Origin of the sequence: Microbispora sp. NPDC049633 (assembly GCF_040675265.1) — a bacterium.
Lineage (GTDB): Bacteria > Actinomycetota > Actinomycetes > Streptosporangiales > Streptosporangiaceae > Microbispora > Microbispora maris.
This window is the reverse complement of sequence record NZ_JBFAOO010000036.1, coordinates 21,446-38,290: the sequence shown is the minus strand read 5'-3', so window position 1 is coordinate 38,290 and position 16,845 is coordinate 21,446. Positions and strand designations below refer to the sequence as shown.

The window sequence follows — 16,845 nt, the reverse complement described above, 5'->3', positions numbered from 1 at the left end:
GTGTTCCGTGATCCGCGCCTGGTGGATCCTTGGGGCATGAAGCACGCCATACGCGTACGAGGACTGAAGAAGCGGTACGGCGAGGTCCAGGCCGTCGCGGGTTTGGACCTGGACGTCGAGCACGGCGAGGTGTTCGCCGTCCTCGGCCCGAACGGCGCGGGCAAGTCGACCACGGTCGAGATTCTCGAGGGGTACCGCCAGCGCGACGCGGGAGAGGTCACCGTGCTGGGCAGGGACCCGGCCCGGCCGACCCGCGAGTGGCGGTCCCGCATCGGCATCGTGCTGCAGACCGCCGACGACCGGGCCGAGCTGACCGTGCGGGAGACCCTGCGGCATTTTGCCACCTATTACGCGAACCCCCGCGATCCGGACGAACTCATGGAACAGGTCGGGCTCACCGACAGCGCGGGAAAGCGCATCCGCCAGCTCTCCGGCGGCCAGCGCCGCCGGGTGGACGTCGCCCTCGGCGTCATCGGCCGCCCCGAGCTGCTGTTCCTGGACGAGCCGACGACGGGCTTCGACCCCGAGGCCCGGCGGAGGTTCTGGGAGCTCATCGAAGGGCTGGCCCACGACGGCACGACGATCGTGCTGACCACGCACTATCTGGAGGAGGCCGAGGCGCTGGCCCACCGGGTGGCCGTCGTGGCGCGGGGGCGCGTGGTCGCCCAGGGCGACCCCGCCACGCTGGGCGGCCGGGCCACCGCGAGGGCAAGGGTGGCCTGGTCGGACGGCGAGATCGAGACCGACAACCCCACTCAGGCCGTCCTGGAGCTGTCGAGCAGGTACGACGGGGAGATCCCCGGCCTCACCGTCACCCGGCCCACGCTGGAGGACGTGTACCTCCGCCTCATCGAGGCCGAGGAGCCGCCCGTCGGCGGCGACCCGGAGCCCGCCGCCGCTGTTCCCCTGGAGAGCGCCATGACCGCCACCCCGGCCGCCGTCCCGCCTGTGGAGAGTGCGCCATGACCACCACCTCCGCCCCCGATCCGGCCGCCGTCACGCGGGCGGCGGCGCCCCTGCCGTCCCCGCTCAGGATCGCGCTGGCCCGCGCGGCCGTCGAGACGAAGGTGCTCTTCCGGGAGAGGGACGCCGTCCTCTTCACCTTCGCCCTGCCGATCGTGTTCCTGGTGCTGTTCGCCTCGATCTTCTCCGGCAGCGCCGAGGGGACCGGCGTCACCGTCGCCCAGCTCTACACCGCCGGGCTCATCGGCTCGGGCGTGATGGGCACGGGGTTCCAGAACCTCGGCATCGGCATCGCGGGCGACCGGGAGGACGGCACGCTGAAGCGGCTCGTCGGGCTGCCGATGCCGCGTGCGGCGTACTTCATCGGCAAGATCGGCAGCGTGCTGGTGATGACGGTGCTCCAGGTGGCCATCCTGCTCGCCATCGCGGTGCTGTTCTACGACCTGGAGCTGCCCGCAGAGGTGTCGACCTGGCTCACCTTCGCCTGGGTGTTCGTGCTCGGCGTGTCGGCCGCCTCGGTGCTCGGCATCGCCGTCAGCGGCCTGCCCCGCTCCGGCAAGAGCGCGACCGCGGTGATCAGCCTGCCGTTCGTCGTCCTGCAGTTCGTCTCCGGGGTCTTCATCCCGATCACGCAGCTGCCCGACTGGCTGATCAACGCTGCCTCGATCTTCCCGCTGAAGTGGATGTGCCAGGGGTTCCGGGCCGTCTTCCTGGGCGACGCGGGGGCCGCGCTGGAGCTGACCGGGTCGTACGAGCTGGGCAGGGTGGCCCTGGTCCTGGCCGCCTGGCTCGTCGGTGGTCTCGTGCTGTGCGCGACGACGTTCCGCTGGAAGGGGCGGCGCGACGGATGAGTTCGATCGCGGAGCGCGGCGCCCGCCGGTCCTTCGACCGGCGGGCTCGGGGACGCGGCCCGGGCGACGCCTACGGAAGTCCGACCGCACCGCCGCAGTGACGACCGCTCTGGCACGCGGTCTGCTGTAATTGCCGATGCAATTGCAGCGAGACTGATCTATCTCAATTGGTAAGCGTGCTGACCTCTTGACGGCCTTGTCAAGCTATTGACCTTCTTTGGCATAGCCCGGAAGTGCTCATTTCCCAGCACTTCCACAAAAAGGATCTTGCGTTCATAATGTGAGTTCTGGGGGGACCATGACACGGTGAGGTGAAAAGTGGCGGGACGGGACTATCGGGGGATGTCGGCTGCCGAAAGGCTTGCAGACAGGAGGGAACGGCTCATATCAGCCGCATACACCTTGTTCGCCCAGCCCGGCTTCCACGCCACCACCATCGAGAGGCTGTGCGCTACGGCGCGCATCTCCAATCGTGCCTTCTACGAATGCTTCTCCAGCCGCGAGGACCTCATGCGCGCGGTTTACGAGAGGTGTATCGAGGAGACGCTGAGGTCGGTCACCGAGGCGATCGACAAGGCTCCGCCCACGCTCGATGACCGCATCGTCGCCGGAATCGCCGAATACATCCACTTCGTCACCAAGGACGTACGGCGCGCCCGCCTGATGCACCTGGAGGTGCGGCGGGCCGGCAACGTGCTCAGCGGCGCCCGCCAGCAGGCGGTGGCCTCGTTCACCAAGGTCATCGAGTCCTCGGCGCGGGGCGCGACCCGCATGCCTCCCCTCGACCTCCACCTGCTGGCGCTCGGGCTCATCGGCGCCCTCACCGAGTTACTCATCGAGTGGGTGGTGACCGAGCCGTCCCCGCCCACCGAGCAGCTCATCGAGGCCTGCGTGTACATCTTCCGCCGCACCTTCGCCTCCGAGGGCCCGATGGCGGCCTCCGCTCAGTGAGCCGGGGCCGGTGACTACGCTGAGCGGCATGACCCGAGCCGACAACGACAAGCCGGTCGTCCTGTCCAAGATCTACACGAAGACGGGCGACGACGGCACGACCGCCCTGGGTGACATGAGCCGCACCCGCAAGACCGACCCCCGCCTGACCGCCTACGCGGACGTGGAGGAGGCCAACGCCGCCATCGGGGTGGCCCTCGCGACGGGGGGCCTGTCCGAGGAGGTCGCGGCCGTCCTGCGCAGAGTGCAGAACGAGCTGTTCGACGTCGGCGCCGACCTGTGCTGCCCCGTCGTGGAAGACCCCGGTCGTGGCGGAGCCGCGGAGTACTTTCCTCCGTTGCGCGTGGAGGAGTCGTACATCACCTGGCTTGAAGAGCAGTGCGACCGCTTCAACGCGGAACTTAAGCCGCTGCGCAGCTTCATCCTTCCGGGCGGCGCCCCGCCCGCCGCCTTCCTCCACCTCGCCCGCACGATCGTACGGCGGTCCGAGCGGTCGGCCTGGGCGGCGCTGGAGGCGCACGACGACGTGAACCACCTGACGGCCAAGTATCTGAACCGCCTGTCCGACCTGATGTTCATCCTCTGCCGCGTGGCCTCCGCCGGCGACGAGATCCTCTGGAAGCCCGGTGCCACCCGCTAGCACAGTCACCGAGGGGCGCGCCGCCGATCTGGACCGAGGAGCCGCGCGGGAGCGTCCTACGCGGCGTCGAGGTGGGCGCTGGGCGGGGCGGACTCGAGCCAGGCCAGGAAGCCGGTCAGCGCGTCCTCGCTCATCGCGAGGGACAGCGGGCCGCGCTCGGCCGAGCAGACGACGGTCCAGTAGCCGGCGGGTCCCTCACCCGTGTCGAGCATCCTCCGGCTGGAAACGGTGAGGCCGCGCCTCGCGATCGCGTGGCGCGGCCTCAATCCGAGTCCCAGGAACGGGATCCAGTGGAGCTCTCCCCCTACGTAGCGGGCGACCCCGCTCTTCCAGCCCCCCCGGTCGTCCCGTACCCGGCAGACGATCGTGCCCCGGGCACGTGCCAGGACGAAGCCCCGGAGGACGAGGAGCGCGGCCACGGCGAAGACGCCCGCGAGTATCCCAAGCGCCGCCAATGCCGCCCTCCTCCTGTTGTCAGACCTCTTCGCCGGCCGCCCGCAGCCGGGCAGCCGCACGCTTGGCCTTCAGCCGTGCGTCCGCGTCCTCCTGGTCGGCCTCGATCGAGGCCTGAGCACGCTGCAGCGCGTCCTTGGCCCGCGCGACGTCGACCTCGGAGCCGAGCTCGGCCGCCTCCGCCAGGATCGACACGTCGTTGTCGGCGACGGAGATGAATCCGCCGTGCACCGCGGCCACGAGGTCGCCTCCGTCGCCGCGCTTGACGCGCAGCACCCCGCCCTCGACGAGGACACCGAGAACGGGAGCGTGGTTCGGCATAATACCGATCTCACCGTCCACGGTCTTGGCAATGACCATGTCGGCCTCGCCCGTCCAGATCTCACGTTCCGGCGACACGACGCCCACGCGAAGCTTTGCCACTTCTCAGCTCCCTTTCGACGGACGCCTGCACGGCCCGGCCTCGGCCGTGCCGCACAGGCGTCGTAGGCGTCCTAGCGCTCGAGTTCCTTCGCCTTGGCGATGGCCTGCTCGATGCCGCCGACCATGAAGAAGGCCTGCTCGGGCAGGTGGTCGTACTCGCCGGCGCACAGGCCCTTGAACGAGGCGATGGTCTCGTCCAGCGGCACGAACTCGCCCGGCTGGCCGGTGAACGCCTCGGCGGCGTACATCGGGTGGGACAGGAACCGCTCGATGCGGCGCGCCCGCTGGACGGTGACCTTGTCCTCTTCGGAGAGCTCGTCGATGCCCAGGATGGCGATGATGTCCTGCAGTTCCTTGTACTTCTGCAGGATCCGCTTGGTCTCCTGAGCGACCGCGTAGTGCTCCTCACCGATGATCTGCGGGTCGAGGATCCGCGAGGAGGAGTCGAGCGGGTCCACCGCGGGGTAGATGCCCTTCTCCGAGATCGGCCGGGACAGAACGGTCTGCGCGTCGAGGTGCGCGAACGCGTTGTGCGGCGCCGGGTCGGTGATGTCGTCCGCGGGCACGTAGATCGCCTGCATGGAGGTGATCGAGTGACCACGGGTCGAGGTGATGCGCTCCTGGAGCACACCCATCTCGTCGGCGAGGGTCGGCTGGTAACCCACGGCGGACGGCATACGGCCGAGCAGCGTGGAGACCTCCGAACCCGCCTGGGTGAAGCGGAAGATGTTGTCGATGAACAGCAGCACGTCCTGCTTCTGCACGTCGCGGAAGTACTCCGCCATGGTCAGAGCGGACAGCGCCACCCGCAGACGGGTGCCCGGGGGCTCGTCCATCTGACCGAAGACGAGCGCGGTGTCCTTGAGGACGTCCGCCTCCTCCATCTCCAGCCACAGGTCGTTGCCCTCACGGGTACGCTCGCCGACGCCCGCGAACACCGAGGTGCCCGAGAACTTCAGCGCGACGCGGCGGATCATCTCCTGGATCAGAACGGTCTTGCCGACGCCCGCGCCGCCGAACAGACCGATCTTGCCGCCCTTCACGTACGGCGTGAGCAGGTCGATGACCTTGATGCCGGTGGGCAGCATCTCCGTACGGGCCTCGAGCTGGTCGAAGGCCGGGGCCGGGCGGTGGATCGGCCACCGCTCGGTGACCTGCAGCGTCGCCTTGTCGGCGTCGAGCGGCTCACCGAGGGCGTTCCACACGTGGCCCTTGACGGCGTCGCCGACGGGCACCGAGATCGCCGCGCCGGTGTCGGAGACGGCGGCGCCGCGGACGAGGCCGTCGGTCGGCTGCATGGAGATGGCCCGGACGATGTTGTCGCCGAGGTGCTGGGCGACCTCGAGGGTCAGGGTCTTGCTCTCGCCGCCGAGCTCGACGTCGACGGTGAGCGCGTTGTAGATGTCCGGCATGGCCTCGACGGGGAACTCCACGTCGACGACCGGACCGGTGACGCGGGCGACACGGCCCACGGTGGTCTCAACAGTCTGTGCGGTCATTTCACTCTTTCCCCGCTGCGGCGTCAGCCAGCGCGTTCGCGCCACCGACGATCTCGCTGATTTCCTGGGTGATCTCGGCCTGACGCGCCTGGTTCATCTGCTGGGTGAACACGCGGATGAGCTCGTTGGCGTTGTCGGTGGCCGACTTCATCGCGCGGCGGCGCGCGGCGTGCTCGGAGGCGGCCGACTGGAGCAGCGCGTTGTAGATGCGCGACTCGATGTACCGCGGCAGCAGCGAATCGAGCACGTCACCGGCCGTCGGCTCGAACTCGTAGTACGGCGGGATGCCCTCCGGGGGCGCCTCCGCCTCCTCGACCTCGAGCGGCAGGATCCGCTTGACGATCACGTTCTGCGTCAGCATCGAGACGAACCCGGTGTAGACGATGTGGATCTCGTCGATCCCGTCCTCCGCCTTGAACGCCTCGATGAGCGTGTCGGCGATCTCCTTGGCGTTGCCGTACGACGGGTTGTCGGAGAAGCCGTCCCACTCGCCGAACATCTCCCGGCTCCGGAAGCGGTGCCAGGTGAGGCCCTTGCGGCCCACGACGTACGGCTTCACCGTCAGGCCGCGCCCGACCAGGTGGCCCTTCAGCGCCTCGGCCTCACGGAGGATGTTGGCGTTGTAGCCGCCGGCGAATCCGCGGTCGCTGGTGACGATCAGGACGCCGGCCGTGGCCGGCTGCTCCTTGGCCACCGTGAGCGGGTGATCGACGTTCGTCGTGTTCGACAGGACCGCCGACACGGCGTGCGTGATCTCCCGCTCGTACGGCACGGCCGCCTGCATCCGCTGCTGCGCCTTGACGATGCGCGACGAGGCGATCAGCTCCTGCGCGCGGGTGATCTTCGCGGTGGACTTGACCGACTTGATCCGCCGCCGCAGCTGTCGAAGCTGGGCACCCATGGGTTACTTCGCCTCGGCCTTGCGGACGTGCTTGACGACCTTCTCCTGGCCGACCGCGCTGGCGTCCAGCGCCTCCACCGGCTCGTCGTTGACGAGCAGCTCACCGCTGGAGGTGGTGAAGCCCTTCTTGAACTCCGTGATGGCGTCCTTGAGGGAGGTCACCGTGTCGTCCGTCAGCTCCTTGGTCTCCCGGATGCTGTCGAAGACGCCCTTCTGGGTGGTCCCGAGGTAGTCGAGGAACTCGGCCTCGAAGCGGCGGATGTCCTCCACCGGCACGTCGTCCAGCTCGCCGGTGGTGCCGGCCCATACCGAGACGACCTGCTTCTCGACCGGGAACGGGCTGTACTGCGGCTGCTTGAGCAGCTCGACCAGGCGGGCGCCGCGCTCCAGCTGGGCGCGGGAGGCCGCGTCCAGGTCGGAGGCGAAGGCCGCGAAGGCCTCGAGGTCGCGGTACTGGGACAGCGACAGACGGAGCGTACCGGCCACCTTGCGCATGGCCTTGACCTGCGCGGAACCACCGACTCGGGAGACCGAGACACCGACGTTGATCGCCGGGCGGACGCCCGCGTTGAACAGGTCGGTCTCCAGGAAGCACTGGCCGTCGGTGATGGAGATGACGTTGGTCGGGATGAACGCCGACACGTCGTTGCCCTTGGTCTCGATGATCGGCAGACCCGTCATCGAGCCGCCGCCCATGTCGGCGGAGAGCTTGGCGCAGCGCTCCAGCAGACGCGAGTGGAGGTAGAAGACGTCGCCGGGGAACGCCTCACGGCCCGGCGGACGACGCAGCAGCAGCGACACGGCGCGGTAGGCGTCGGCCTGCTTGGTCAGGTCGTCGAAGACGATCAGCACGTGCTTGCCCTGGTACATCCAGTGCTGACCGATGGCAGAACCGGTGTACGGAGCGATGTACTTGTAGCCCGCGGGGTCGGAGGCCGGAGCGGCGACGATGGTGGTGTACTCCAGCGCGCCCGCCTCCTCGAGGCGGCCCCGCACCTGGGCGATCGTGGAGCCCTTCTGGCCGACGGCGACGTAGATGCAGCGAACCTGGCGGCTCGGGTCGCCGGAGAGCCAGTTCTCCTTCTGGTTGAGGATCGTGTCGACCGCGATCGCGGTCTTGCCGGTGCCGCGGTCGCCGATGATCAGCTGACGCTGGCCGCGGCCGATCGGCGTCATGGCGTCGATCGCCTTGAGGCCGGTCTGCAGCGGCTCCTTCACCGGCTGGCGCTGGACCACCGAGGGGGCCTGCAGCTCGAGGGCGCGGCGGCCCTCGGCGGCGATCGGGCCCTTGCCGTCGAGCGGGTTGCCCAGGGGGTCGACCACGCGGCCGAGGAAGTCGTCGCCGACCGGGACCGACAGGACCTCGCCGGTACGGCGGACCTGCTGACCCTCCTCGATTCCGCTGAAGTCGCCCAGGACGACCGCACCGATCTCGCGGACGTCGAGGTTCAGCGCCAGGCCGCGCGTGCCGTTCTCGAACTCGAGCAGCTCGTTCGCCATCGCCGAGGGCAGGCCGGAGACATGGGCGATGCCGTCCCCGGCGTCGACGACGGTCCCGATCTCCTCGCGCGCGGCACCTTCCGGCTCGTACGCCTGGACGAAGCGCTCAAGGGCGTCCCGGATCTCGTCCGGCCGGATCGTAAGCTCCGCCATCTCTTTCTTGTCTCCCTATTCGCCTCAGCCGGCCAACCGGCGGCGGACTTCTTCGATACGTCCGGCGATCGTGGTGTCGATGTAGTCGTCTCCGACTCTCACGGAGAATCCACCGAGCACCTCCGGATCCACCTCGACGTTCAGGTGGACGTCTCGCCCGTAGGTGGCTCGCAGCCAGGCCGCGAGCCGCTGCTTCTGCTGCTGCGTGAGCGGCACCGCGCTGCGGACCACGCCCACCAGGCGCTCGCGCGCCCGCGCGACGATCCAGCCGAACTCCTCCAGCGCCGTCTCCAGGCTACGTCCCCGCGGGTGCACAACGGCCTGCGTGACGAGCCGGACGGTGGAGGGGGCGGCCTTCCTGCCGAGCAGCGCGGCGAGCAGGTCGCGCTTGCGCTCGGCGGGGATGGCCGGGTCGCTGAGCGCGCGGCGCAGCTCCGGGTTGGCGGCGAGGATCCGGCCGAAGCGGAACAGCTCGTCCTCGACGTCGTCGAGGCGGCGGTCCGACTCGGCCTCCGCGGCCGCGGACATCACGCCGATGCGCTCCAGGGCGTCCGGCAGGTCGCCGGCCTTGGACCACTTGGCCTTGACGGCGCCGACCGCGATCTCCAGCGCGGCGTCGCCGACCTTGCCCTGCAGCAGGGAGCGCAGGACGCTCTCCTTCTGCCCGGCCGGGCGCGACGGGTCGGAAAGACCCCGGCGCAGCCCGTGCTCGCGGTCGAAGAGGTCGGCGACGGCGAACAGCTCCTCGGCGAGGGCGCCGAGGTCGGCGGTCGCGGCGGCGGTGTTGAACCGCTCCTCGACCTCCGTGAGGGCGGTCCTGCTGAGGCCGCGCATCAGCGAACCGCCTCCGGGCGGCCCTCGAGCTCCTCGAGGAACCGGTCGACGATGCGGCGCTGACGGACCTCGTCCTCGAGCGACTCGCCGACGATGCGGCTCGCCAGCTCGGTGGACAGACGCCCGATCTCACCGCGCAGCTGGTTGAGCGCCTGCTGACGGTCGGCCTCGATCTGGGCGTGGGCCGCCTCGATGATGCGCCGCGCCTCGGTCTGGGCCTCCTCGCGGAGCTCGGCCTTGATCGCGGCGCCCTGCTCCCGGGCCTCCTCGCGCAGGCGGGCCGCCTCCTGGCGGGCCTCCGCGAGCTGTGCCCGGTACTGCTCCAGAGTGCGCTGGGCTTCGGCCTGGGCGTCCTCGGCCTTCTTGATGCCGCCCTCGATAGCCTCGGTCCGCTCGGCCAGCGTCTTCTGGATGCGCGGGGTGAGGATCTTTCCGACGACGAGGAAGACGACGAGGAAGGCGAAGCTGCCGACGACCAGCTCGTAAACATGCGGGATGAGGGGGTTGTTCGTCTCAGCCGCAAGGATGGTAGCTGCCATAGTCATAGGTGCAGCCTTCCTTCAGAGTGGGTACGTCAGCCGTAGATGAAGGGCGCCACGAGGCCGATGAGGGCCAGCGCCTCGGTGAGGACGAAGCCGAGCAGCATGTTCTGCCGGATGAGGCCGTACGCCTCGGGCTGGCGGGCGATGGCCTGCACGCCCTGGCCGAAGATGATGCCCACGCCGATGCCGGGGCCGATGGCGGCGAGGCCGTAACCGATCGCGCCGAGGTTGCCGGAGACTTCAGCGAGAACGCTCATTGGTGCTCTTCCTTTACTGGTCGGCCGGTGAGTGCTTCACCGGTCTGGTCGAGGTCAGGGGCGGATCTTGTGCTACCCGTCAGTGTTCGGGGTGCAGCGCGCCGCCGATGTACATGGCGGCCAGCATGGTGAACAGGAACGCCTGCAGGAACTGGATGAAGATTTCGAAGCCCGTCATCGCGATCGTCATGACGGCGCCCAGCACGCCGAGGCCGGCGCCGAGCGGAGTGAGCTTCTCGAAGAGGAACCAGAACCCGACGGCGCTGAAGAAGGCCAGGATGAGGTGGCCGGCGAACATGTTCGCGAACAGTCGGACGGCGTGCGTGAACGGCGCGATGATCAGGTTCGACAGGAACTCGATCGGCGCCAGCAGGAAGTAGATCGGCTTCGGCAGCCCCGGAGGGAACATCATGTTCTTGAAGTAGCCGCCCAGGCCCTGGTGCTTGATGCCCAGGTAGACCTTGATCACATAAACCGTGACCGCGAAGACCACCGGGAACGCGATGTGCGACGCGACCGGGATCTGGATGAGCGGGATGACGCCGAAGAAGTTCCACAGCAGGATCAGGAAGAACAGGCTGAGCAGCAGCGGCATCCACCGCTCGGCGTCCTTGCCCAGGAACGGGCGGGCGACCTGGTCGCGGACGAACTGGTAGCCCATCTCGCCGACGTTCTGCATGCCCCGGGGCACGAGCTTCGGGTTGGCGAAGGCGCTCCAGGCGAGGGCGCACACCACGAGGGCGCCCAAGACCGCCATCAGCACCGGCTTGGTCAGCCAGTACGGCGCACCCTCGTACAGCGGCGGGAAGTCGAAGATGGACGGTCCCGGCGCCGTGAACTTGTCATCGGCGACGAGCATGCGGGGGGTCACTTGGCCACCTCGCCTACCTGCTCGGGGCCGAATGCCCGAAGCATGTGCTTGTTCGTCCGTTCGCTACGCTCGCGCACGGGCGTTCCCTTCAACGATTGGATCAACAGAAGAGCGTGGAAAGCGGGCTCGCTGTCAGCGGCCGTACTTCAGATAGACGAGGTAGGCAGCCAGCCCGACCCCGAGAATGACGCCTATGGGGATGAACGCATGCACGCCGGTCAACCAGCTCAGCAACCAGCCGAGGCCGCCCCACACCAGAATCCCGGAAAGCAGATAGCTCGGGACCGACCAGGCGGCGTCGGCGAAGTCGCGGCCGTCGGTCTCGGGCCTGCGCTCCTGTTCGCTCATCGCGGCACGACGATAGCAGGAGCCATGCGGACTAGTCATATCGGGCTGCCCCGTACGCGTGGTCATGACGGGCCCTGCCCGGGAACCTTCGCCTCGGGCTCCACATAGAGCATCTTGAGTTTCATGAATCCGCGCATCTCACCGACGGTCCAGGCGAGCGTGCAAGCGATGACGCTCAGCGCGAACACACGGGAGTCGAACGCGGTGGTGCCGTCGAAGGCGTTCAGCATCGCCATGATCGCCAGCACTTTCACGACGTAACCCACCACGGCCGCCGTCATCATCGCCATCGGCGAGACCCGGCCGGCCCAGGAGACGACGAACAGGCCGACGGTGAAGAAGGCGGCCACGAGAAGGAGACCGATGCCGGCGCCCAACGCACCCTTGGCCCCGGTCGTGAACACCGCGACGAGCGCGGCGAGGAGACCGACGATCAAGGTCGGCACGGCGGCGCCCTTGAGAACGCGCACGTCGTTGGCCTGCAATGGGACTCCAGAATCGGTTGTCAAACGAGCGATTGCTACCTGCTGGGGCGGCGTTGCCCTCGCCCCTTGCAAGTGAAAGCTATCACAAGCCCCGGAGTGCCACCTTTACCAGGCGTTTCGGGTCGGCGTCCACCTGCGGGGACGGCTCAGCGGAAGGTCCCCGTGTCGGCGCGGGAAGTGGTGGGAGGGACGCCCGGGGCGCCCGGGGCGCCCTGACCCGGATAGGGATGCCGGCCCTGGGCGGGCAGCCTGCCGGGGGCGGCGGGGCCGGTGGGAGCGGCGGGGCCCGGAGTGACGGGGTCCGGGGTGACGGGAGGCGCCGGCGCGGGGACGACGGGATAGACGAGCGTGTCGTGCTCCGTCGTCGTGCGCGCGGCGGGGCCGAGGCCGGGCGGACGGCTCCCGGCCGGACGCGCATCGGCCCTCTGGTCGCCCTTCTGCTCCTGCGCGGCGCTGCGGCGCGACCGCCAACTGGGCAGGCCCATGATCACGAGCACCGCCACCGCGAGCACGATCGTCAGCGGGAACAGGATGAGCGGCACGCCGCCGATCGACAGGCCGACGATCGCGAAGGCGAACAGGAACGTCCACGCGTACATGATCAGCACGCTGCGCCGGTGGGAGTGGCCGATGTCGAGCATGCGGTGGTGCAGGTGGCCGCGGTCGGGGGCGAACGGGGACATCCCGGCCGACGTCCGCCGGATGACGGCCATGATGAGGTCGGCCAGCGGCAGCACCACCACCGCGATCGGCAGCACCAGCGGCAGGATCACCGGGAACCGGTTGATCTTGCCGACCACCGCGTCCGGCTCGACCGACGACAGGCTCGTGATCAGCGAGGCGGCGAGCAGCAGGCCGATCAGCATGGCGCCGGTGTCGCCCATGAAGATCTTGGCGGGGTTGAAGTTGTGCGGCAGGAAGCCCGCGCACATCCCGATGAGGATCGCCGCGATGGCGGCGGTCCCGTTGATGCGCGACCCGCTCGCGGTCTGCTGCAGCACGATCGAGTAGGCGAAGGTCGCCATGGCGGCGATCCCGACGATGCCCGCGGCCAGGCCGTCCAGACCGTCGACGAAGTTCACCGCGTTGATCACGACGACGACGATCATGATGGTGAGGATAGTGCGCAGGGTGGTGTCGAGCGCCTGGGAGCCGCCCATCGACTGCGGCATCGGGAGGAACTGCAGGTACATGCCGAAATAGACGAGCAGCCCGCCCGCCGCGATCTGGCCGCCCAGCTTGACCAGCGCGTCCATGCCGAGCCAGTCGTCCAGGAACCCGGTGATGACGATCAGGCCGCCGGCCGCGAGGAGGGCGACCACCGTCTGTCCTGTCTGGCCGCTGCCGAACGCGCCGCCGACGTACGGCAGGTTGGTCGCCACCAGCAGCGCCGCCGCCATCCCGCCGAACATCGCGAGCCCGCCCAGGCGTGGGGTGGGCACGGTGTGCACGTCCCGCTCCCGCACCTCGGGCGCCGCGCCGATGCGCAGCGCGAACGCCCTGACCGGCGGCACCAGCAGGTACGTCACCGCAGCCGCCACGAGCGCCAAGAGGAGATATTCGCGCACGGACCTAGTTTCCTGGATAGGCGGATCGGTTGTGACGGGCAAAAGACATAGATCGCCCTATCCCTAACGGGGATATGCCGGATGCGTCGCGGTCAGCCCCTTTACCCGTTCGAGGACCGACGTTATCGCACTGGGCTGCCGTATGGCCCGGACGACGAGAGACGCGATGTCCGTCATCTCCGCCCGGCCCATGCCCTGGGTGGTCACGCAGAGGGTGCCGACCCTGATCCCGGAGGTCACGGTCACGGGCGCCGGATCGTACGGAATCGCGTTGTGGTTGAGCAGGATGCCGGCCTCCGCGCACCGCCGTTCCGCCTCCGCTCCGCTCACCCCGGTCCCGCGCAGGTCGGCCAGCACGAGGTGGGTGTCGGTGCCGCCCGACACCGGGCGCAGCCCCTCGGCCGCCAGCCCCTCCGCCAGCGTCCTCGCATTGTCCACCACCGACGCGGCGTACGCTCGGAACTCGGGGCGCAGCGCCTCGCCGAACGCCACCGCCTTGGCCGCGACCACGTGCATCAGCGCCCCGCCCTGGCTGAAGGGGAACACCGCCCGGTCGATCTCCGGCGCGAGCTCGCCGGTGCACAGCACGCCTCCCCCGCGCGGGCCGCGCAGCGACTTGTGGGTCGTGAAGGTCACGACGTCCGCGTACGGCACGGCCGACGGAACGGCCCCACCGGCCATGAGGCCGATCTCGTGGGCGACGTCGGCCAGCAGCCAGGCTCCGGCCTCGTCGGCGATGGCGCGGAACGCGGCGAAGTCGATCAGCCGGGGGTACGCCGTGGCCCCGCAGACGATCACCCTGGGCCGGTGGCGTAACGCCAGGTCCCTCACCTCGTCGTAGTCGAGCGTCTCGGTGTCCCGCCGCACGCCGTAGGAGACGACATGGAACCACCTGCCGGAGAAGTTGACCCTGGATCCATGGGCGATGTGGCCGCCGTGTCGCAGAGCGAGCGCCAGGACGGTGTCCCCCGGCCGCAGAAGGGCCGCGTACGCCGCCAGGATGGCCGTGGTGCCGCTGTAGGGCTGCACGTTGACGTGGTCGGCCCCGAACAATCGCTTGGCCCGCTCCACGGCGATCTGCTCGGCGCGGTCGGCCACCTCGCAACCGCCGTAGTATCTGTGGCCCGGATAGCCCTCGGCGTACTTGTCGTTCAGCACCGAGCCCAGCGCGGTGAGGACGGCGGGCGAGGACAGGTTCTCGCTGGCGATCAGCTGAAGCCCGCCGCGCAGCCTGACGACCTCGTCGAGCAGCACCTGGGCGACGTCCGGGTCCTGCGCGGCGAGCCGGGCGAAATCGGGCCCGTAGAACGGCTCCGAACTGTCCATTGGACCGGCTCACAATCCGGTGGCGGTCTTCGCATCAAGAGTAGACCGATCCGGGGCCGTCACCCGGGCGCCGTGGCCCTCCGGGCCCCGCCCGGGGTCGGAGACCTGCGGATCCACAAGTCGGCTCCGATGGACGGAGGAGCTCGCGACGCACGAATCTCGTGCGGCACCGCCACCTGCCGCCCCGGTTCACTCCGGATGCGGCAGGTTCATCGACGCGAGCCTGGCCGGGTCGGCCACGACCGTGATGCCGGCTATCCGGCCGTCGACGACGGCGAACGCGACGACCGAGAGGGGGGTGCCGTCCTCACGCCAGGACACGATCCCGGGAAGGCCGTTGACGAGCACCTCGCGCGCTCCTGTGGCTGCACCGGCGCCCAGCCTCGCGCCGGCGGCGACCTTGGTGGCGCCGAGGGTGACGACCACACCGCCGGGAGTGTCGGCGGTCAGCCTCACCTCGGGGTCGAGTACGCGCAGCAAGCCCTCGAAGTCGCCGCGGCGGGCCGCCGCCAGGAATGCCCGGACCACCTCACGCTGCTCCCGGCCGGCGACCGCCGGCCGCTCGGTCGCCCGCACCTTCCTGCGGGCGCGGCTGGCGAGCATCTTGGTGGCGTCGGCGGATCTGCCGAGGATCCGGCCGATCTCTTCGAACGGCACCGCGAACAGGTCGTGCAGCACGAACGCCAGCCGCTCGCTGGGCCCGAGCGACTCCAGGACGACGAGGAGTGCGAGCCCGACCGAATCGGCGTGCGCCACGTCGTCCTCCGGCGCCGGGCCGTCGTCGAGCGTCACGACGAGCTCGGCCAGCTGCTCGTCGTAGGACGCCCTGGGATGGGTCTGGCGCGCTCGAAGGACGTCGAGGCTGATCCGGCCGACCACGGTCGTCAGCCAGCCGGCGAGGTTGTCGATCGTCGCGGTGTCCTGGCGGGAGAGCCGCAGCCAGGCCTCCTGGACCGCGTCCTCGGCGTCGGCGTGCGACCCGAGCATGCGGTAGGCGACCGCGCGTAGCCGTTCGCGCTGGGCCTCGAACGTCGTTGCCACGAGGTCCGCCGGGCTGGTGTCGGCCATGTCGTTACCTTTCTCGGTCCTGCTCCGTCATGGGGGATGACGGGCCCGGTCGGGCACAGGTAACCGATGAAGGAGCAAGACCCATGGAAGCACGCATGAAGAGCCGGGCGAACGCCGACGTGATGACGGCGGTCCAGCACCTCTACAAGGCGATTCACACCGGTGGCGTCGATTCGCTCGTGCTCGATCTGGTTCACCTTCGGGTCAGTCAGATCAACGGCTGCAGCCCGTGCGTCTTCGCCGGGGTGGCGTCGGCCAAGAAGCACGGCGAGACCGACGAGCGGCTGCACAACGTGGTCACCTGGCGCGAGACGCCCTTTTTCACCGAGGCGGAGCGGGCGGCGCTCGCGCTGGCCGAGGCCGCGACCCGGATCCAGGACGGGGCGCCGGGCGTGACCGACGAGACCTGGGACGCCGCCGCGGCCCACTTCGATGAGAAGCAGCTGTCCGCGCTCAACCTGGAGATCGCGCTGACCAACTTCTTCAACCGGATCAACCGTACGATCCGGGAACAGGCCGGCAAAACCTGGTGAGTTGGTCGGGGCGTCATCCCTCCGGAAGCCGTGCCTCCCGAAGCAGGGCATGGCGCCCCGCCGAGGGGACGTGGCAAGCGCGAGCCCCTGTACGCCGGTGAGGGAACGTCCTTGCTCGACGCTCACTCGCCCTCGGGGGCGAGGCCGGGCCTCCGCCACGGTCCTCGCTCCCTTTCGCTCCGCTCCCCCAACCCATTGATCGCGTGGGCGCGTGTCAGGAGGTGAAGGCGTGCGGTGCACCCGATTTGCTCGGAATCCAGCGCGGCGTGTCGGCCGCCTGGTCGCTGATCGCCGTCAGCACCGCCTGGCGGTACATGCCGAGCCGGTTGCGCCATTCGGCGATGTCCTGGACGTACCGGCCGGCGACCGGGGCGTCCCACACGTCCCTGCTCCGCGCCATCTCGTACGGCTTGTCCAGGGACTTCGTGAGCTGATCCATCAGCGGGACCACCTGCAGCCACAGGTCCACGAGCTTCTGGTATTCCGGGTTGAACACCCACCCCGTCGGCTGCCCGCCGGGCGCGAGCAGGTCGGTGCTCGACGGCGCCGGTGGGGTCTCACCCGGCTGCAGCGGAGTGGGCGCCGGCGGGTCGACAAAGCTCACGATCGCGCCTCCTGTGCGAAACCGGCGAGAACACCGGCGTTGGTCGTCACATGCTCTGCGGCGGGGATCCCGGTG

The 16,845-nt window shown here is 69.4% G+C and carries 20 protein-coding genes; 5 read left to right on the top strand and 15 right to left on the bottom strand.

The annotated features are described in order from the left end of the window. Nucleotides 1–36: 36 nt before the first annotated feature. The 4 genes from AB0J39_RS12485 to AB0J39_RS12470 all read left to right on the top strand — a co-directional run bounded on the left by AB0J39_RS12485 (nt 37) and on the right by AB0J39_RS12470 (nt 3,405). Nucleotides 37–966, top strand: coding sequence for an ABC transporter ATP-binding protein (locus AB0J39_RS12485; RefSeq protein WP_363463700.1), 930 nt, complete (start codon nt 37–39; stop codon nt 964–966). Then, the gene (locus tag AB0J39_RS12480; protein ID WP_363463698.1) at nt 963–1,814 is read left to right on the top strand and encodes an ABC transporter permease; all 852 of its coding nucleotides are present in this window, start codon (nt 963–965) and stop codon (nt 1,812–1,814) included. The genes AB0J39_RS12485 and AB0J39_RS12480 overlap by 4 nt, the downstream gene beginning before the upstream one ends. A 342-nt stretch (nt 1,815–2,156) precedes the next feature. Next, entirely contained in the window at nt 2,157–2,765 is a 609-nt protein-coding gene (locus AB0J39_RS12475; RefSeq protein WP_363463696.1) for a TetR/AcrR family transcriptional regulator, read from the top strand. 28 nt (nt 2,766–2,793) lie between these two features. Further along, complete coding sequence (locus AB0J39_RS12470) at nt 2,794–3,405, top strand: cob(I)yrinic acid a,c-diamide adenosyltransferase (RefSeq protein ID WP_363463694.1); 612 nt, start codon at nt 2,794–2,796, stop codon at nt 3,403–3,405. A gap of 56 nt (nt 3,406–3,461) precedes the next feature. On the opposite strand, the gene AB0J39_RS12465 is transcribed toward AB0J39_RS12470, so the two are convergent. The 14 genes from AB0J39_RS12465 to AB0J39_RS12400 all read right to left on the bottom strand — a co-directional run bounded on the left by AB0J39_RS12465 (nt 3,462) and on the right by AB0J39_RS12400 (nt 15,633). Beyond that, entirely contained in the window at nt 3,462–3,860 is a 399-nt protein-coding gene (locus AB0J39_RS12465; RefSeq protein WP_363463692.1) for a DUF2550 domain-containing protein, read from the bottom strand. Nucleotides 3,861–3,879: 19 nt separating this feature from the next. Beyond that, a complete protein-coding gene (locus tag AB0J39_RS12460; RefSeq protein ID WP_346226167.1) occupies nt 3,880–4,281 on the bottom strand; it encodes a F0F1 ATP synthase subunit epsilon in 402 nt (133 codons plus the stop codon). A 71-nt stretch (nt 4,282–4,352) separates the two neighbouring features. Further along, the gene (atpD, locus tag AB0J39_RS12455) at nt 4,353–5,780 is read right to left on the bottom strand and encodes a F0F1 ATP synthase subunit beta (protein ID WP_363463690.1); all 1,428 of its coding nucleotides are present in this window, start codon (nt 5,778–5,780) and stop codon (nt 4,353–4,355) included. A 1-nt stretch (nt 5,781) separates the two neighbouring features. Then, nucleotides 5,782–6,681, bottom strand: a complete 900-nt coding sequence (locus AB0J39_RS12450) for a F0F1 ATP synthase subunit gamma (RefSeq protein WP_346226165.1) — start codon at nt 6,679–6,681, stop codon at nt 5,782–5,784. 3 nt (nt 6,682–6,684) lie between these two features. Next, nucleotides 6,685–8,334 carry a F0F1 ATP synthase subunit alpha gene (gene atpA, locus AB0J39_RS12445; RefSeq protein WP_363463687.1) on the bottom strand — a complete coding sequence of 550 codons (1,650 nt, stop codon included), beginning with the start codon at nt 8,332–8,334 and terminating at the stop codon, nt 6,685–6,687. Nucleotides 8,335–8,358: 24 nt separating this feature from the next. Beyond that, a complete protein-coding gene (locus tag AB0J39_RS12440; protein WP_363463685.1) occupies nt 8,359–9,168 on the bottom strand; it encodes a F0F1 ATP synthase subunit delta in 810 nt (269 codons plus the stop codon). Continuing rightward, entirely contained in the window at nt 9,168–9,713 is a 546-nt protein-coding gene (locus AB0J39_RS12435) for a F0F1 ATP synthase subunit B (RefSeq protein ID WP_363463683.1), read from the bottom strand. The genes AB0J39_RS12440 and AB0J39_RS12435 overlap by 1 nt, the downstream gene beginning before the upstream one ends. 29 nt (nt 9,714–9,742) lie before the next feature. Beyond that, nucleotides 9,743–9,967 (bottom strand): ATP synthase F0 subunit C, encoded by a 225-nt coding sequence (gene atpE / locus AB0J39_RS12430; protein ID WP_150939446.1) that lies wholly within the window; start codon nt 9,965–9,967, stop codon nt 9,743–9,745. 79 nt (nt 9,968–10,046) lie between these two features. Continuing rightward, on the bottom strand, nt 10,047–10,838 hold the full coding sequence (gene atpB / locus AB0J39_RS12425) for a F0F1 ATP synthase subunit A (protein WP_363463681.1): 792 nt from the start codon (nt 10,836–10,838) through the stop codon (nt 10,047–10,049). Between the two features lie 132 nt (nt 10,839–10,970). Next, nucleotides 10,971–11,186 carry a hypothetical protein gene (locus tag AB0J39_RS12420; protein ID WP_169982030.1) on the bottom strand — a complete coding sequence of 72 codons (216 nt, stop codon included), beginning with the start codon at nt 11,184–11,186 and terminating at the stop codon, nt 10,971–10,973. A 62-nt stretch (nt 11,187–11,248) separates the two neighbouring features. Continuing rightward, a complete protein-coding gene (locus tag AB0J39_RS12415; RefSeq protein WP_363463679.1) occupies nt 11,249–11,671 on the bottom strand; it encodes a hypothetical protein in 423 nt (140 codons plus the stop codon). 146 nt (nt 11,672–11,817) lie between these two features. Beyond that, nucleotides 11,818–13,239: an MraY family glycosyltransferase gene (locus tag AB0J39_RS12410; RefSeq protein WP_363463677.1), complete on the bottom strand. Its 1,422-nt coding sequence runs from the start codon at nt 13,237–13,239 to the stop codon at nt 11,818–11,820. A 63-nt stretch (nt 13,240–13,302) separates the two neighbouring features. Further along, nucleotides 13,303–14,565, bottom strand: a complete 1,263-nt coding sequence (gene glyA / locus AB0J39_RS12405; protein WP_363463675.1) for a serine hydroxymethyltransferase — start codon at nt 14,563–14,565, stop codon at nt 13,303–13,305. 189 nt (nt 14,566–14,754) lie between these two features. After that, nucleotides 14,755–15,633, bottom strand: a complete 879-nt coding sequence (locus AB0J39_RS12400) for a sigma-70 family RNA polymerase sigma factor (RefSeq protein WP_363463673.1) — start codon at nt 15,631–15,633, stop codon at nt 14,755–14,757. 83 nt (nt 15,634–15,716) lie between these two features. Here AB0J39_RS12400 and AB0J39_RS12395 point away from each other — a divergent pair, with 83 nt between their 5' ends. Then, nucleotides 15,717–16,166 (top strand): carboxymuconolactone decarboxylase family protein, encoded by a 450-nt coding sequence (locus tag AB0J39_RS12395; protein ID WP_363463671.1) that lies wholly within the window; start codon nt 15,717–15,719, stop codon nt 16,164–16,166. Nucleotides 16,167–16,380: 214 nt separating this feature from the next. Here AB0J39_RS12395 and AB0J39_RS12390 read toward each other — a convergent pair whose 3' ends face one another. Beyond that, entirely contained in the window at nt 16,381–16,770 is a 390-nt protein-coding gene (locus tag AB0J39_RS12390; RefSeq protein ID WP_363463669.1) for a hypothetical protein, read from the bottom strand. Between the last annotated feature and the right edge of the window lie 75 nt (nt 16,771–16,845).

Excerpts from the sequence above, each read along its gene's own strand:
- AB0J39_RS12480 (WP_363463698.1), top strand. The coding sequence starts at position 963 with ATGACCACCACCTCCGCCCCCGATCCGGCCGCCGTCACGCGGGCGGCG.
- AB0J39_RS12420 (WP_169982030.1), bottom strand. The coding sequence starts at position 11,186 with ATGAGCGAACAGGAGCGCAGGCCCGAGACCGACGGCCGCGACTTCGCC.
- AB0J39_RS12435 (WP_363463683.1), bottom strand. The coding sequence starts at position 9,713 with ATGACTATGGCAGCTACCATCCTTGCGGCTGAGACGAACAACCCCCTC.
- AB0J39_RS12485 (WP_363463700.1), top strand. The coding sequence starts at position 37 with ATGAAGCACGCCATACGCGTACGAGGACTGAAGAAGCGGTACGGCGAG.
- atpA (WP_363463687.1), bottom strand. The coding sequence starts at position 8,334 with ATGGCGGAGCTTACGATCCGGCCGGACGAGATCCGGGACGCCCTTGAG.
- AB0J39_RS12450 (WP_346226165.1), bottom strand. The coding sequence starts at position 6,681 with ATGGGTGCCCAGCTTCGACAGCTGCGGCGGCGGATCAAGTCGGTCAAG.
- AB0J39_RS12395 (WP_363463671.1), top strand. The coding sequence starts at position 15,717 with ATGGAAGCACGCATGAAGAGCCGGGCGAACGCCGACGTGATGACGGCG.
- AB0J39_RS12400 (WP_363463673.1), bottom strand. The coding sequence starts at position 15,633 with ATGGCCGACACCAGCCCGGCGGACCTCGTGGCAACGACGTTCGAGGCC.
- AB0J39_RS12440 (WP_363463685.1), bottom strand. The coding sequence starts at position 9,168 with ATGCGCGGCCTCAGCAGGACCGCCCTCACGGAGGTCGAGGAGCGGTTC.
- AB0J39_RS12470 (WP_363463694.1), top strand. The coding sequence starts at position 2,794 with ATGACCCGAGCCGACAACGACAAGCCGGTCGTCCTGTCCAAGATCTAC.
- AB0J39_RS12475 (WP_363463696.1), top strand. The coding sequence starts at position 2,157 with ATGTCGGCTGCCGAAAGGCTTGCAGACAGGAGGGAACGGCTCATATCA.
- glyA (WP_363463675.1), bottom strand. The coding sequence starts at position 14,565 with ATGGACAGTTCGGAGCCGTTCTACGGGCCCGATTTCGCCCGGCTCGCC.
- atpD (WP_363463690.1), bottom strand. The coding sequence starts at position 5,780 with ATGACCGCACAGACTGTTGAGACCACCGTGGGCCGTGTCGCCCGCGTC.
- atpE (WP_150939446.1), bottom strand. The coding sequence starts at position 9,967 with ATGAGCGTTCTCGCTGAAGTCTCCGGCAACCTCGGCGCGATCGGTTAC.